Below are 14,222 nucleotides of genomic sequence, written 5' to 3'. Positions count from 1 at the left end.
TCACGCGTTCTGTTTGTTGCGGCGGTTGCCGACAACCATGGAGACGACCACCAGCAGGACGGCGATCAGGAACATGGCCGTGCCGACGACGTTGATCTGCACGGGCGTACCGCGCTGCGCCGAGCCCCAGACGAACATGGGGAAGGTGACGGTGGCGCCCGAGTTGAAGTTGGTGATGATGAAGTCGTCGAAGGAGAGCGCGAAGGCGAGCAGCGCGCCCGCCGCGATGCCCGGCGCCGCGATCGGCAGGGTCACCCGCAGGAACGTCTGCACCGGACCGGCGTAGAGGTCCTGCGCGGCCTGTTCGAGGCGCGGGTCCATCGACATCACGCGCGCCTTGACGGCGACGACGACGAAGCTGAGGCAGAACATGATGTGGGCGATCAGGATCGTCCAGAAGCCGAGCTGGGCGCCCATGTTGAGGAACAGGGTGAGCAGCGAGGCCGCCATGACGACCTCGGGCATCGCCATCGGCAGGAAGATCAGCGAGTTGATCGGGCCGCGGGCGCGGAACCGGTAGCGGACCAGCGCGAAGGCGATCATCGTGCCGAGGACGGTGGCGCCGAGGGTGGCCCAGAAGGCGAGCTGGAGGCTGAGCGTGAGCGAGTCGCACAGGCCCGAGACCCCGCAGGGGTCCTTCCAGGCGTCCAGCGAGAACTCCTGCCACTCGTAGTTGAAGCGGCCCTTGGGGTTGTTGAAGGAGAAGACCGTGACGACGACGTTCGGGAGGAGCAGGTAGCCGAGCGTGCACAGTCCGGCGATGACGACGAGGTGGCGCCTGAGCCAGTTGACGAAGGGCATTTAGACCAGGTCCTCCGTCCCCGACCTGCGGATGTAGAGCGTGACCATGATGAGGATCGCGAACATCAGGATGAACGAGAGCGCCGCCGCCGTCGGGTAGTCCAGGATGCGCAGGAACTGCGACTGGATGACGTTGCCGATCATTCTGGTGTCGGTGGAGCCGAGCAGGTCGGCGTTGACGTAGTCGCCGGTGGCCGGGATGAAGGTCAGCAGCGTGCCGGAGACCACGCCGGGCATCGACAGCGGGAAGGTGACCCGGCGGAAGGTGGTGGCGGGGCGCGCGTACAGGTCGTGCGCGGCCTCGTGCAGCCGGGGGTCGATGCGCTCAAGGGAGGTGTAGAGCGGCAGGATCATGAACGGCAGGAAGTTGTACGTCAGACCGCAGACCACCGCCAGCGGGGTGGCCAGCACCCGGTCGCCCGCCGTCATGCCGAGCCAGCTCGTGACGTCGAGGACGTGCAGCGAGTTCAGCGCGCCGACGACGGGGCCGCCGTCCGCGAGGATCGTCTTCCAGGCGAGGGTGCGGATCAGGAAGCTGGTGAAGAACGGCGCGATCACCAGGATCATGATCAGGTTCCGCCAGCGGCCCGCGCGGAAGGCGATCAGGTACGCCAGCGGGTAGCCGAGCAGCAGGCACAGGAAGGTGGCGGTCCCGGCGTACAGCACCGAGCGCAGGAACTGCGGCCAGTAGTCGGTCAGGGCGTCCCAGTAGGTGGCGAAGTGCCACGTGACCTCGTAGCCCTCCTCCAGGGAGCCCGTCTGCACGGAGGTGGACGCCTGGTAGATCACCGGCAGGGCGAAGAAGACCAGCAGCCACAGGATGCCGGGGAGCAGCAGCAGGTACGGCGTCCAGCGGCCCCGCTTGCGGGGCGGCTTGGCCTCCGGCGCGGTGGGGCTGAGCGGCGGTGGCGCCTCGGTGAGGGTCGTCGTCATCACACCGCCTCTTCCACTCCGGCCGCGTCCTCTTTGCCAGCAAGAACGGACTGGCTGGCGTCCAGACCGAAGGTGTGCGCCGGGCTCCAGTGCAGGACGACGTCGGCGCCGGGCACGAGGCGGGCGTCGCGGTCGACGTTCTGCACGTAGACGGCGAGTTCGGCACCGGCCGGGCTGTCCACGACGTACTGGGTGGAGACGCCGATGAAGCTGGCGTCGGCGATCTTCCCGGTGACGCGGTTGCGGCCCGCGGGGATCTCGCCCGCGTCGTCGGCGTGGGTGAGGGAGATCTTCTCCGGGCGCACGCCGACCAGCACCTTGCCGCCGGTCGTGGTGGGCGCGGCGCAGCGGCCGGTGGGCAGGGCGAGCTTGCCGCCGCCCGCCTTGAGGACGATCTCGTCGCCGCTGGTGGTGTCGACCTCGGCCTCGATCAGGTTGGAGGTGCCGAGGAAGTTGGCGACGAAGGTGGTGGACGGGTTCTCGTAGAGGTCGGCGGGGGCGCCGAGCTGCTCGACGCGGCCCGCGTTCATCACGGCGACGCGGTCGGCCATGGTCATGGCCTCCTCCTGGTCGTGCGTGACGTGGATGAAGGTGATGCCGACCTCGGTCTGGATGCGCTTCAGTTCGAGCTGCATCTGGCGGCGCAGCTTCAGGTCAAGGGCACCGAGGGGCTCGTCGAGGAGGAGCACCTTGGGGTGGTTGATCAGCGCGCGGGCGACCGCGACGCGCTGCTGCTGGCCGCCGGAGAGCTGGTGCGGCTTCTTGCGCGCCTGCTCACCGAGCTGCACCAGGTCGAGCATCTCCTCGACCTGCTTCTTCACGCTCTTGATGCCGCGGCGGCGCAGCCCGAAGGCGACGTTCTCGAAGATGTCCAGGTGCGGGAAGAGCGCGTAGGACTGGAAGACGGTGTTCACCGGCCGCTTGTACGGCGGCAGCCGGGTCACGTCCTGGTCCCCGAGGTGGACGGTGCCCGCGCTCGGCTCCTCCAGGCCCGCGATCATCCGCAGGGTGGTGGTCTTGCCGCAGCCGGACGCGCCGAGCAGGGCGAAGAACGAGCCCTGCGGGACGGTCAGGTCGAGCGGCTGTACGGCGGTGAAGGCGCCGTAGGTCTTGCTGATACCGGAGAGGCGGACGTCGCCGCTGTTGTCTGTCGTCGTCATCTCGTCACGCCCCTGTGAGCTTCGCGAACTTCTCTTCGTACGCCGTCTCTTCCTTCGCGGTGAGCGAGCGGAAGGCACGGGACTTGGCGGCCATCTCCTTGTCGGGGAGGATCAGCGGGTTGTTCGCCGCGTCCTCGTCGATCTTCGCCAGCTCCTCCTTCACCCCGTCGACGGGACACACGTAGTTGATGTACGCGGCGAGCTGCGCGGCCGGGCCGGGCTCGTAGTAGAAGTCGATGAGGCGTTCGGCGTTGGTCTTGTGCCGGGCCTTGTTGGGGACCAGCAGGTTGTCCGACGACGTCATGTAGCCGCTGTCGGGGATGAGGAAGTCCACGTCGGGGCTGTCCGCCTTGAGCTGGACGACGTCACCGGCCCACGCGAGACAGGCGGCGAAGTCGCCCTTGGTGAGGTCGGCGGTGTAGTCGTTGCCGGTGAAGCGGCGGATCTGGCCCTTGTCGACGGCCTTCTGGAGGCGGGCGATCGCCGCGTCGAAGTCGTCGTCGCCGAACTCGCCGGGGTCCTTGCCCATGTCGAGCAGGGTCATGCCGACGCTGTCGCGCATCTCGGAGAGGAAGCCGACCTTGCCCTTGAGCTTGGGGTTGTCGAGCAGGTCGGAGACCGAGGTGACCTCCACGCCGTCGAGCGCCTTCTTGTTGTAGGCGATGACGGTGGAGATGCCGGTCCACGGGTAGGAGTACGCCCGTCCCGGGTCCCAGTCGGGGCTGCGGAACTGCTGGGAGAGGTTGGCGTACGCGGTCGGCAGGTGGGACGGGTCCAGCTTCTGGACCCACCCGAAGCGGATCAGCCGGGCGGCGAGCCAGTCGGTGACGCAGATCAGGTCGCGTCCGGTGTCCTGGCCCGCGGCGAGCTGCGGCTTGATCTTGCCGAAGAACTCGACGTTGTCGTTGATGTCCTCGGTGTACTTGACCGTGACGCCGGTCCGCTTCCGGAACGCGTCGAGCGTGGGGTGGTGCTTCTCGCTCTCGTCGACGTCCATGTACTCGGTCCAGTTGGAGAAGCTGACGGTCTTCTCCTTGTCCGAGTGGTCCTCCGCGGAGACGCCGCCCTGCGACTGTCCGGCCGCGGGGATGCCGCAGGCGCTCAGCGCGCCCAGGCCGCCGACCGTGAGCGCGCCGCCAGCGGAGGCGCGCAGCAGCGAACGGCGGGTCAGGGAGGCCCTGCCACGTCGGAAACTGCGCCGCATGGCGGCCACTTGGGCCGGGGACAGGCGGTCGGGCTCGTACTGCTCCATACCGTGGTGCCCTTTCGGGAGGGTAGGCGGCCGTGGGTCAGACGGCCTAGTTGCTATCGGTCCCCGAAGATCGTGCGGTGCCAGTCCTTCCTGGCGACCGCCGTGTTGTCGTACATGACGTGCTTGATCTGCGTGTACTCCTCGAAGGAGTAGGCGGACATGTCCTTGCCGAAGCCGGACGCCTTGTACCCGCCGTGCGGCATCTCGCTGATGATCGGGATGTGGTCGTTGACCCACACGCAGCCCGCCTTGATCTCGCGGGTGGCGCGGCCCGCCCGGTAGACGTCCCGGGTCCAGGCGGAGGCGGCGAGGCCGTACGGGGTGTCGTTGGCGAGGGCGAGGCCCTCGTCGTCGCCGTCGAAGGGGAGGACGACGAGGACCGGACCGAAGATCTCCGACTGGACGATCTCGCTGTCCTGGGCGGCGTCCGCGACGAGGGTGGGCCGGTAGTAGGCGCCGTCCTTCAGCCCCTCCCCCGGTGCCTCCCCACCGGTGACCACGCGCGCGTAGCCGCGCGCCCGGTCGACGAAGGCGGCGACGCGGTCCCGCTGGGCGTGCGAGATCAGCGGGCCGAGGTCGGTGCCGGGGGCGAACGGGTCGCCGAGCCGGACGGTCTCCATCAGCGCGGCGGTCCGCTCCACGAAGGCGTCGTAGAGGGGACGCTGTACGTACGCGCGCGTGGCGGCCGTGCAGTCCTGCCCGGTGTTGATGAGCGCGCCCGCGACCGCGCCGTGTACGGCGGCCTCCAGGTCGGCGTCGTCGAAAACCACGAAGGGCGCCTTGCCGCCCAGCTCCAGGTGGAGCCGCTTGACGGTGGCGGTGGCGATCTCGGCGACGCGCCTGCCGACGGCGGTGGAGCCGGTGAAGGAGGTCATGGCGACGTCGGGGTGGCCCACGAGGTGCTCGCCCGCCTCCTTGCCGGTGCCGGTGACGATGTTGACGACCCCGTCCGGGATTCCGGCGTCGGTGGCGGCCTGCGCGAAGAGCAGCGAGGTGAGCGGGGTCAGCTCGGCGGGCTTCAGGACGATGGTGTTGCCCGCGGCGATCGCCGGGAGGATCTTCCAGGCGGCCATCTGGAGGGGGTAGTTCCAGGGCGCGATGGAGCCGACGACGCCGATGGGCTCCCTGCGGACGTACGAGGTGTGGTCGCCTGAGTACTCACCGGCCGACTGGCCCTGGAGGTGCCGGGCGGCGCCCGCGAAGAACGCGGTGTTGTCGATCGTCCCGGGGACGTCGAACTCGCGGGTCAGCTTCAGCGGCTTGCCGCACTGGAGGGACTCGGCGCGGGCGAGGTCCTCGGCGCGGTCCGCGAGGACGGCGGCGAACCGGTGCAGGGCGTCGGAGCGCTCGCCCGGGGTGGCCCCGGACCAGCCCGGGAACGCCGCGCGGGCGGCGGCGACGGCGGCGTCCACGTCGGCGGCCGCGGCGAGTTCGTAGCCGTACACCTCCTCGCCGGTGGCCGGGTCGACGACCGCGTGGGTGCGGCCGGAGGTGCCTTTCGTCAGGCGTCCGGCGATGTACTGCGCGCCCGCCGCGAAGCGTTCCCCCGCGGGAAATCGTTCCGGGGTCGGTGTGCCCGGGTTGTGCATGTCGCTCTCCTCCGCCGTCGCCCCGTGACCGGGGACGGGTGGCGTAGCTCCAGCTCGATTTGAGTGCCGATCCTGACAGAGGAGTGCCACTCCAACAAGGGATTCCGTTGTTGCCTTTTGGTTACGCGACGGAATCTGTCGACCAGGTGTCGAGTGAGGGTGGAAAAGGAGGGACGGACTGTCAGTGGCGCCTGCCACACTCGGCTGCATGGAGAAGATCGGTTCACGGGAAGCCCTGGTCAGGGCGGTCCGCGCGGGGGCGGCGATCAAGTACCTGCACTTCTGGGGGCACCGGCCGACCGCCGACGGGCGGGTGGGCGCGAGCTGTCTGAGCCAGTGGTGGCCATCGCCGTTCGAGGTGGACGGCGTGCGGTACGCGACGGCGGAGCACTGGATGATGGCCGCGAAGGCCCGCCTCTTCGGCGACGCCGACGCGGAACGGGCGGCGCTGGCCGCGGGGCATCCGTCGGAGGCGAAGAAGGCGGGGCGGCTGGTGCGCGGCTTCGAGGAGGCCGTGTGGCGGCGGGAGCGCCTCGCCCTCGTGACGGAGGGCAACGTCCACAAGTTCGCGGCCCACACCGAGCTGCGGGAGTACCTGCTGCGCACGGGCGACCGGGTGCTGGTGGAGGCGAGCCCCGTGGACCGGGTGTGGGGGATAGGACTCGCGGCCACCGACGAGGGGGCGTCGGACCCGGAGCGGTGGCGCGGGGAGAACCTGCTGGGGTTCGCGCTGATGGCGGCGCGTGAGCGGTTGCGGGGCGACCGGCCCTAGGACCGCTGTTCGGACAGGCTGGTCGGGTCCGGGGTGCGGAGGAGGCGGAGGAACGCCTTGACGCCCGCGATGAGTTCCCGGTTGTCGGTGAGGCGGTTGACCGTGGCCTCGAACTCGCGGCCCAGCGCCACCACCTTGCGGTCGGTCTCCTCGGCGCGCTGGTGGGTGCTCAGGGCCAGCGCGTCCACGGTGCGGCGCAGTTCCGCGAGGGCCCGGTACTGTTCCTCGGCCTTCTCCTCCAGCACCCGCGTGCCGTGCTCGGCCCGGCCCAGCCGGGAGCGCAGCTCGACCACGTCGTCCCGAGGGTGGGTGACGTCCTTCAGCAGGGTGCCGAGGCGCTGCCTGAGCTGCCCGAAGTAGGCCCCGGCCGGGCGGAAGAAGGTGCTCAGCAGGAAGAACGCGGCGAACCAGTACCCGGTGAACTCCCCCGTCGCCCAGGTCACCGCGAGCACCAGCCCCGCCGTCAGGACGTGGCCCGCGACGGCCGCCCGCAGCATCGTGCGGGCGATGCGCGCGGCCTCGTCGTCCCGGGCCTCGGACACCACGATGCCCTTCTCCCGGCTCACGGCGATCTCCGCGAGCACCGCGTGCGCACGGAAGTACAGGTTCCACGGCAGGGTGAGCAGGAGCAGCAGCCACAGCAGGCTCAGGACGCCCGCGCCCGCGGCGAACACCACCTCGGGCGGCGCCCCCGCCGCGTGGGCGACGACCAACGCGGCTCCCGCCGCCCCCACGGCCACCGGCGCGGCCAGGAACTTGCCCATGCCCCCACCCCCAGGGTCGGTCCGTCCGTGTACGGGCACGGACCATGGTTCCCGGCGTGGGCGGGGGGCGTCATGAGTAGCCGTACTCAGGACGGCGGTGCGGCGGTGCGGCGGCAAGCGGCAAGCGGCAAGCGGCAAGCGGCAAGCGGCAAGCGGTAAGCGGTAAGCGGTAAGGGTCAGGGGACGAAGATCACTACCGCGCCCAGGCCCACCGCCAGCACCATGCCCACCACGCCGCAGATGATCCCGGCGAGGGCCTGGCCGCCGTTGTCGGCCTCGCCCCGCGCCGCCTTCTTCCGGCCGATCGCGCCGAAGACCACGGCGAGCAGCCCGAGGATGAAGGCCAGCGGCCACAGACAGAAGAGGACCGAGGCGACGATGCCGAGCACGAGACCGGCCGTGCCCATGCCGTTGCTGAGCATCGGGGGCGTACCGGGCCAGCCCGGATAGCCCGGGTACCGGGCGGAGTACCCCGAGCCGGGCGGCGGGTACGGGACGCCGGGACCGGGTTGGCCGGGGTAGCCGGGTGCGGCGGGGTGGCCGGGGAGTGGCTGGCCGGGCGGGGCGGCCTGGTAGCCGTAGGCGCCGGGATAGCCGTACCCCGGGGCCCCGGGGCCTCCCGGACCCGCGGGAATGCCCGGACCGCCGGGTGCGACGGGCGGCGGCGGGACCGGTGGGTCCTGCGCCGGGGGCGCGAACGGGTTGGCGGGAGCGGGCGGCGGCCCGGGGTAGCCCGTCCCGGCACCACCGGTGCCCGCACCCGGCATCGACGTGATCGTGAGCTGGTCGTGGACGGAGGGCGGCACCGGGCCGCCGCCGGGCGGGGTGTCCTCGGTGGGCGGTGCCCAGGGGTCCGGAGTGGCGCCCGGCCCCTGCGGGGAAGCGCCGTCGGCGGACGGCCGCGGGTCGTCGGACATACGTGGGCCCCCTCTGTCATCGGTGCCGTCAGCTTACGGCGCGGCACGCACTCGGGCGGGCCCGGCCTACGATGATCCCGAGTCACCGATCAGCCGATCATCCGCGCCGCCCGGCCCCCAGTGCGCCCGGGGCGGCGCCGTTCCCGGGGAGGAACCTTGACCGACCGTCTCGTCGAGCCGCGCGTCCCGCGCGACCTGCACGCCTTCATCGCCGGACTGCCCAAGGCCGAACTGCACGTGCACCACGTCGGTTCCGCCTCCCCGCGCATCGTCTCCGCCCTGGCCGCCCGGCACCCCGACTCCAAGGTGCCCACCGACCCCGAGGCCCTGGCCGACTACTTCACCTTCACCGACTTCTCGCACTTCATCGACGTGTACCTGTCGGTGGTCGACCTGATCCGCACCCCGGAGGACGTCCGCCTCCTGACGTACGAGGTGGCGCGGGAGCTGGCCCGGCAGCAGGTGCGGTACGCCGAGCTGACGATCACGCCGTACTCCTCCACCCGGCGCGGCATCGACGAGGCGTCCTTCATGGACGCGATCGAGGACGCCCGCAAGGCGGCGGAGGCCGAGTTCGGGACCGTGCTGCGCTGGTGCTTCGACATCCCCGGCGAGGCCGGTCTGGACGCCGCCGAGGAGACGACGCGGCTCGCGACCGACGACCGGCTGCGCCCCGAGGGCCTGGTCTCCTTCGGGCTCGGCGGGCCGGAGATCGGCGTACCGAGACCGCAGTTCAAGCCGTACTTCGACCGGGCGATCGCGGCGGGGCTGCGGTCGGTGCCGCACGCCGGGGAGACGACCGGCCCGGAGACGGTGTGGGACGCGCTGACGCACCTGCGCGCCGAGCGGATCGGCCACGGCACCAGCTCCGCGCGGGACCCCAAGCTGCTGGCGCACCTCGCCGAGCACGGCATCCCGCTGGAGGTGTGCCCCACGTCGAACATCGCCACCCGGGCGGTGACCAGCCTCGACGAGCACCCGATCAAGGAGTTCACCCGGGCCGGGGTCCTCGTCACGGTCAACTCCGACGACCCGCCGATGTTCGGCACCGACCTGAACAACGAGTACGCGGTCGCCGCCCGGCTGCTGGAGCTGGACGAGCGCGGCCTCGCCGACCTGGCGAAGAACGCCGTGACGGCGTCCTTCCTGGACGAGGCGGGCAAGGCGCGGCTGGCCGCCGAGATCGACGCCTACACCAAGGACTGGCTGACCGACTGATGCCCGTACGCACGCTGACCGCGGTGGGCCACCGCGGCGACCCCTACCGCTTCCGCGAGAACACGCTCGCGTCGCTGGCCTCGGCGCTTGACCGGGGCGCGGACGCCGTGGAGATCGACGTACGGCTCACCCGGGACGGCGTGCCGCTGCTGCTCCACGACGGCACCCTGAAGCGGCTGTGGGAGCACGACCGTCCGCTGCTGGCGCTGTCCGCCGCCGAGGTGGACGGGCTGACGGCGGGCCGGGTGCCGACGCTGGCGGACGCGCTCGCGGCGACCGAGGGGCACCGGGTGATGGTCGACCTGCCCGGCGCCCCCGACCTGAGGGCGGCCCGGCAGGTGGTGGGCGCGGTGCGCGAGGCCGGGGCGGCGGACCGCGTCTACTACTGCGCGGGCGCCGCGGCGATGCTCGCGGTCCGCGCCGCCGACCCGGCCGCCGAGATCGCCCTGACCTGGACGACCCTCGCCCCGCCCCGCCCGGCCCTGCTGACGGCGGTCCGCCCGCGCTGGCTCAACTACCGCTTCCCGCTGGTCGACCGCGCCCTCGCGGACCGCGTCCACGCCGACGGCTACCTGCTCTCCGTCTGGACGGCGGACACGGCCCGCACGATGCGCCGTCTGATCGCGGCGGGCGTCGACTCGATCACCACGAACCGGGTCGACGTCCTGTGCGCCCTGCGGGACCGCCTCACGCCCCGGCCCTGAACCCGCGCAGCCGCAGCGAGTTGCCCACCACGAAGACCGAGGAGAAGGCCATGGCCGCTCCGGCGATCATCGGGTTGAGGAGGCCCGCGGCGGCCAGCGGCAGGGCGGCGACGTTGTAGGCGAAGGCCCAGAACAGGTTGGACCTGATGGTGGTCAGCGTGCGGCGGGCGAGGCGGATCGCGTCGGCCGTCGCCCGGAGGTCGCCGCGGACCAGGGTCAGGTCGCCCGCCTCGATCGCGGCGTCCGTGCCGGTGCCCATGGCGAGGCCGAGGTCGGCCTGGGCGAGGGCGGCGGCGTCGTTGACCCCGTCACCGACCATGGCGACCGAGCGGCCCTCGGCCTGGAGGCCCTTGACGACCGCGGCCTTGTCCTCGGGCAGCACCTCCGCGATCACCTCCTCGATGCCGACCTCGGCCGCGACCGCCTCCGCGACGCTCCGGTTGTCGCCGGTGAGCAGGACCGGGCGCAGACCGAGCGCCCTCAGCTCGGCGATGGCCTCGGCGCTGGTGTCCTTGACCGCGTCGGCGACCTCCAGGACGGCGCGTGCGCCACCGTCCCAGGCGACGGCGATCGCGGTGCGCCCGGCGCGTTCGGCCGCCGCCTTCGCCGCCGCGAGGTCGGCGGGCAGCTCGATGGCCCACTCCGCGAGCAGCCTCTCGCGGCCTACGAGGACGGCGTGGCCGTCGACGACGCCCTGCACGCCGAGTCCGGGCACGTTCGCGAAGTCCTCCGGCACCGGCAGGGCGGCGCCGGTGCGCTCCGCCGCGCCGGTGGCGACGGCGCGGGCGACGGGGTGCTCGGAGGCGTGCTCCAGGGCCCCGGCCAGGCGGAGCACATCGGTCTCGGTCACGCCGTCGGCGGTGTGGACGGCCAGGAGGGTCATGCGGCCGGTGGTCACGGTGCCGGTCTTGTCGAGGACGACGGTGTCGACCCGGCGCGTGGACTCCAGCACCTCCGGGCCCTTGATCAGGATGCCGAGCTGGGCGCCGCGCCCGGTGCCGACCAGCAGCGCGGTCGGGGTGGCCAGGCCGAGCGCGCACGGGCAGGCGATGATCAGTACGGCGACGGCGGCGGTGAACGCCGCGGTGAGCCCGGCGCCGTTGCCGAGCCAGAAGCCGAGCGTGCCGAGGGCGAGCGCGATGACGACCGGCACGAACACCCCGGAGATCCGGTCGGCGAGCCGCTGGGCCGCCGCCTTGCCGTTCTGCGCGTCCTCGACCAGCCTGGCCATCCGGGCGAGCTGGGTGTCGGCGCCGACCCGGGTGGCCTCGACGACCAGTCGGCCGCCCGCGTTGACCGTGGCGCCGGTGACCGCGTCCCCGACGCCGACCTCCACGGGAACGGACTCGCCGGTCAGCGTGGAGGCGTCGACGGCGGAGGAGCCCTCGACCACCGTGCCGTCGGTGGCGATCTTCTCGCCGGGGCGGACCAGGAAGCGGTCCCCGGCCTTCAGCTCGGCTGTCGGTACCCGCGTCTCGCCGCCGTCCCGCAGCACGGTGACGTCCTTGGCGCCCAGCTCCATCAGCGCCCGCAGGGCCGCGCCCGCCCGGCGCTTGGAGCGGGCCTCGAAGTAGCGCCCGGCGAGGATGAAGGCGGTCACCCCGGCCGCGGCCTCCAGGTAGATGTTCCCGGCGCCGTCGCCGCGGGCGATGGTCAGCTCGAAGGGGTGCTTCATGCCGGGCGTGCCCGCGGTGCCGAGGAACAGCGCCCACAGCGACCACAGGAACGCCGCCGAGGTGCCGACCGAGATCAGCGTGTCCATGGTCGCGGCGCCGTGCCGGGCGTTGGTCCAGGCGGCGCGGTGGAAGGGCCAGGCGGCGTAGGTGACGACGGGCGCGGCGAGGGTGAGGGACAGCCACTGCCAGTACGTGAACTGGAGCGCCGGGACCATCGCCATGGCGATCACCGGGACGGCGAGGACGACGGCGGTGACGAGGCGGTCGCGCAGCGGCCCGAGTTCGTCGGGGGCCGCGGTGTCCGGGGGGTCCGCCCTCGGGGGTTCCGGCTCGCGCGCGGTGTAGCCGGTGGCCTCGACGGTGGCGATGAGGTCGGAGACGGACACCTCCCCGGCGTACGACACCTTCGCCTTCTCCGTCGCGTAGTTGACGGTGGCGGTCACGCCGTCCATGCGGTTGAGCTTCTTCTCGATGCGGGCCGCGCAGGAGGCGCAGGTCATGCCGCCGATGGCCAGTTCCACCTGGGCGGGGGCGGTGGTGGCGGGGGCGCTGGTCACTGCCTCATCACTCCTCATCGGTTCTCCTCTTCACTTCATACCCCCGAGGGGTATAAGCTGCGGCCATGTATACCCCCTCCGGGTATGTAACGCAAGCAGTCACGGCCACCCCGACGACCCCAGGAGCCCGCCATGAACTCCCTCACGAAGATCGGCGCCTTCGGCACCGCGCTCGCCGCGACCTTCGCCGCCGCGTACGGCGTCGGTACCGCCGTCTCCCCGGTGGACACCGCCCCGGAGCAGGCGGCCCACGCCTCCTCCGGGCACGGCGGCGGCGCTGACCGGAAGGCCGCGGCGGCGCCGGAGACCCCCGGCGGGCTACAGATCGCCGCCGACGGCTACGCCCTCGACCTGGAGACCCCGCGGGTGCGGGCGGGCGAGAAGACCGGGCTGCGGTTCGTGATCCGGGACGCGGACGGGCGCCCGGTCACCGACTACCGGCGCGAGCACGAGAAGGAGCTGCACCTCATCGTGGCCTCCCGGGACCTCACGACCTACCGCCACCTGCACCCCGTACGCGCCGCCGACGGCACCTGGAGCACCACCACCACGCTGCCCGAGCCCGGCGGCTACCGCGTCCTCGCCGACTTCACGCCCGCCGCCGGGCGGGACGGCCTGACGCTCGGCGCCGACCTCGCCGTCTCCGGCGCGTACGCACCGGCCGCGCTGCCGCCCGCGTCCACGACGGCCACCGTGGACGGCTACACCGTCGAGCTGGACGGCGAGCTGACCGCGGGCCGGGAGAGCGACCTGACGTTCACCGTCCGGCGCGACGGCCGCCCCGTCACCACCCTCCAGCCCTACCTGGGCGCCTACGGCCACCTCGTCGCCCTGCGCTCCGGCGACCTCGCCTACCTGCACGTCCACCCGCACGAGGAGGCCCACGGCGCCGCCACCTCCGGACCCGGGGTCGCCTTCGCCAGCACCGCGCCCAGCGGCGGCGGTTACCGGCTCTTCCTGGACTTCAAGGTGGACGGCGAGGTCCACACCGCCGCCTTCACGGTGCACGTCGGGGGCGGGGACCGGACGCACGAGGACCAGACCCACGAGGAGGAGGGCGCTCCCGGGTCCGCCCACGGCCACGGAGACTAGGAACTCAGCGGTGGCAGGTCCGCGTGGAAGCGGCGCTCGCCCATCAGGTAGGCCGAGTGCGGTGCCAGGTAGGAGCGCTGGCGGCGGCCGTGCACGATGTCGTCGGCCGTCGCCACCAGCACACCGTGCTCCGCCGGGTCCGCGGCCAGCGCCGTCAGGGCGTCCCGCAGGTGGGCCGCCTCGGCGGTGTCGAGGCTCAGGTCCCACACGTCGAAGAGCCGGACCACCCGGTACGGCCGCCCCGGCACCCGCAGCGGTCCGTCCACGACCTGCCGTACGTGGGTGAAGTGCAGCCGGTCCAGGCCGGACGCCAGCTCCGGGTGGCCGATCTCGCCCAGTTCCTCGGCGAGTTCACGGCGCACGCACTCCAGCGCCGACTCCCGGTCCTCCTGCCGGTCGAGCCAGCGCACGAACCCGGGCAGCGCCCGGCCCGGCAGGAAGCCCCGCAGGTCGCCGCGCATCCGCTGGTCCACCCGCAACTCCTCGCGGAACCCCAGCCGGTCCAGGGCCGCGCGGGCCGCCGGGTGGTACTTGACGACGCCGCCGGGTGGGCCGTACGAGTCGGGACGGTAGGGCGAGTGCACCAGCACGTACCGGTCGTCGTCCTGGACGCGCAGCAACGACGCGACGGAGACGCGCACTTCACCGGAGAGCCGCAGGGCGGCGAGGAGTACGGGCAGTCTGCGCCGGTTGTTCCAGAACACCGACGCGACCCAGCCCAGCAGTGCGACCAGCAGGCCGGTCCAGATGGCTTCCAGCACGTGCGTCCCCGTCCCCCCGTGCCCGC

Annotated in this window: 13 protein-coding genes; 4 read left to right on the top strand and 9 right to left on the bottom strand. The window is 72.3% G+C overall.

Annotation, left to right across the window (positions count from 1 at the left end):
- Genes ACFQZ6_RS25775 through ACFQZ6_RS25755 form a run of 5 tightly spaced genes read right to left on the bottom strand, consistent with a single transcriptional unit; the run spans position 1 to position 5,735 of the window.
- Entirely contained in the window at positions 1-801 is an 801-nt protein-coding gene (locus ACFQZ6_RS25775) for an ABC transporter permease (protein ID WP_381613100.1), read from the bottom strand.
- The gene (locus tag ACFQZ6_RS25770; RefSeq protein ID WP_381613097.1) at positions 802-1,734 is read right to left on the bottom strand and encodes an ABC transporter permease; all 933 of its coding nucleotides are present in this window, start codon (positions 1,732-1,734) and stop codon (positions 802-804) included.
- Positions 1,734-2,894, bottom strand: coding sequence for an ABC transporter ATP-binding protein (locus tag ACFQZ6_RS25765; protein WP_381613094.1), 1,161 nt, complete (start codon positions 2,892-2,894; stop codon positions 1,734-1,736). Before ACFQZ6_RS25765 ends, ACFQZ6_RS25770 begins: the two co-directional genes overlap by 1 nt.
- A 4-nt stretch (positions 2,895-2,898) precedes the next feature.
- The gene (locus ACFQZ6_RS25760; protein ID WP_381613091.1) at positions 2,899-4,146 is read right to left on the bottom strand and encodes an ABC transporter substrate-binding protein; all 1,248 of its coding nucleotides are present in this window, start codon (positions 4,144-4,146) and stop codon (positions 2,899-2,901) included.
- A gap of 53 nt (positions 4,147-4,199) precedes the next feature.
- The gene (locus ACFQZ6_RS25755; protein WP_381613088.1) at positions 4,200-5,735 is read right to left on the bottom strand and encodes a gamma-aminobutyraldehyde dehydrogenase; all 1,536 of its coding nucleotides are present in this window, start codon (positions 5,733-5,735) and stop codon (positions 4,200-4,202) included.
- 208 nt (positions 5,736-5,943) lie between these two features.
- Between ACFQZ6_RS25755 and ACFQZ6_RS25750 the strand changes: the two genes are divergently transcribed.
- Positions 5,944-6,507 (top strand): NADAR family protein, encoded by a 564-nt coding sequence (locus ACFQZ6_RS25750; protein WP_381613085.1) that lies wholly within the window; start codon positions 5,944-5,946, stop codon positions 6,505-6,507.
- Here ACFQZ6_RS25750 and ACFQZ6_RS25745 read toward each other — a convergent pair.
- Positions 6,504-7,271 (bottom strand): hypothetical protein, encoded by a 768-nt coding sequence (locus ACFQZ6_RS25745; RefSeq protein WP_381613082.1) that lies wholly within the window; start codon positions 7,269-7,271, stop codon positions 6,504-6,506. The two genes, ACFQZ6_RS25750 and ACFQZ6_RS25745, sit on opposite strands and share 4 nt — an antisense overlap.
- A gap of 176 nt (positions 7,272-7,447) precedes the next feature.
- Positions 7,448-8,188, bottom strand: coding sequence for a DUF4190 domain-containing protein (locus ACFQZ6_RS25740; protein ID WP_381613079.1), 741 nt, complete (start codon positions 8,186-8,188; stop codon positions 7,448-7,450).
- A 156-nt stretch (positions 8,189-8,344) separates the two neighbouring features.
- Here ACFQZ6_RS25740 and ACFQZ6_RS25735 point away from each other — a divergent pair, with 156 nt between their 5' ends.
- Together ACFQZ6_RS25735 and ACFQZ6_RS25730 are read left to right on the top strand one after the other, a co-directional pair.
- Complete coding sequence (locus ACFQZ6_RS25735; RefSeq protein WP_381613076.1) at positions 8,345-9,406, top strand: adenosine deaminase; 1,062 nt, start codon at positions 8,345-8,347, stop codon at positions 9,404-9,406.
- Positions 9,406-10,110, top strand: a complete 705-nt coding sequence (locus tag ACFQZ6_RS25730; protein WP_381613073.1) for a glycerophosphodiester phosphodiesterase — start codon at positions 9,406-9,408, stop codon at positions 10,108-10,110. The genes ACFQZ6_RS25735 and ACFQZ6_RS25730 overlap by 1 nt, the downstream gene beginning before the upstream one ends.
- On the opposite strand, the gene ACFQZ6_RS25725 is transcribed toward ACFQZ6_RS25730, so the two are convergent.
- On the bottom strand, positions 10,094-12,343 hold the full coding sequence (locus ACFQZ6_RS25725) for a heavy metal translocating P-type ATPase (protein WP_381613070.1): 2,250 nt from the start codon (positions 12,341-12,343) through the stop codon (positions 10,094-10,096). The two genes, ACFQZ6_RS25730 and ACFQZ6_RS25725, sit on opposite strands and share 17 nt — an antisense overlap.
- 132 nt (positions 12,344-12,475) lie before the next feature.
- Here ACFQZ6_RS25725 and ACFQZ6_RS25720 point away from each other — a divergent pair, with 132 nt between their 5' ends.
- Positions 12,476-13,435: a hypothetical protein gene (locus ACFQZ6_RS25720; RefSeq protein WP_381613067.1), complete on the top strand. Its 960-nt coding sequence runs from the start codon at positions 12,476-12,478 to the stop codon at positions 13,433-13,435.
- Here the strand turns inward: ACFQZ6_RS25720 and ACFQZ6_RS25715 are convergent.
- Entirely contained in the window at positions 13,432-14,196 is a 765-nt protein-coding gene (locus tag ACFQZ6_RS25715) for an SMODS-associated NUDIX domain-containing protein (RefSeq protein ID WP_381613064.1), read from the bottom strand. The genes ACFQZ6_RS25720 and ACFQZ6_RS25715 overlap by 4 nt on opposite strands.
- Between the last annotated feature and the right edge of the window lie 26 nt (positions 14,197-14,222).

It is taken from the genome of Streptomyces flavalbus (assembly GCF_042674625.1).
Classification (GTDB): Bacteria; Actinomycetota; Actinomycetes; order Streptomycetales; family Streptomycetaceae; genus Streptomyces; species Streptomyces flavalbus.
The sequence above is the reverse complement of the archived record's forward strand: the minus strand, read 5'-3'. Positions and strand labels throughout refer to the sequence as shown.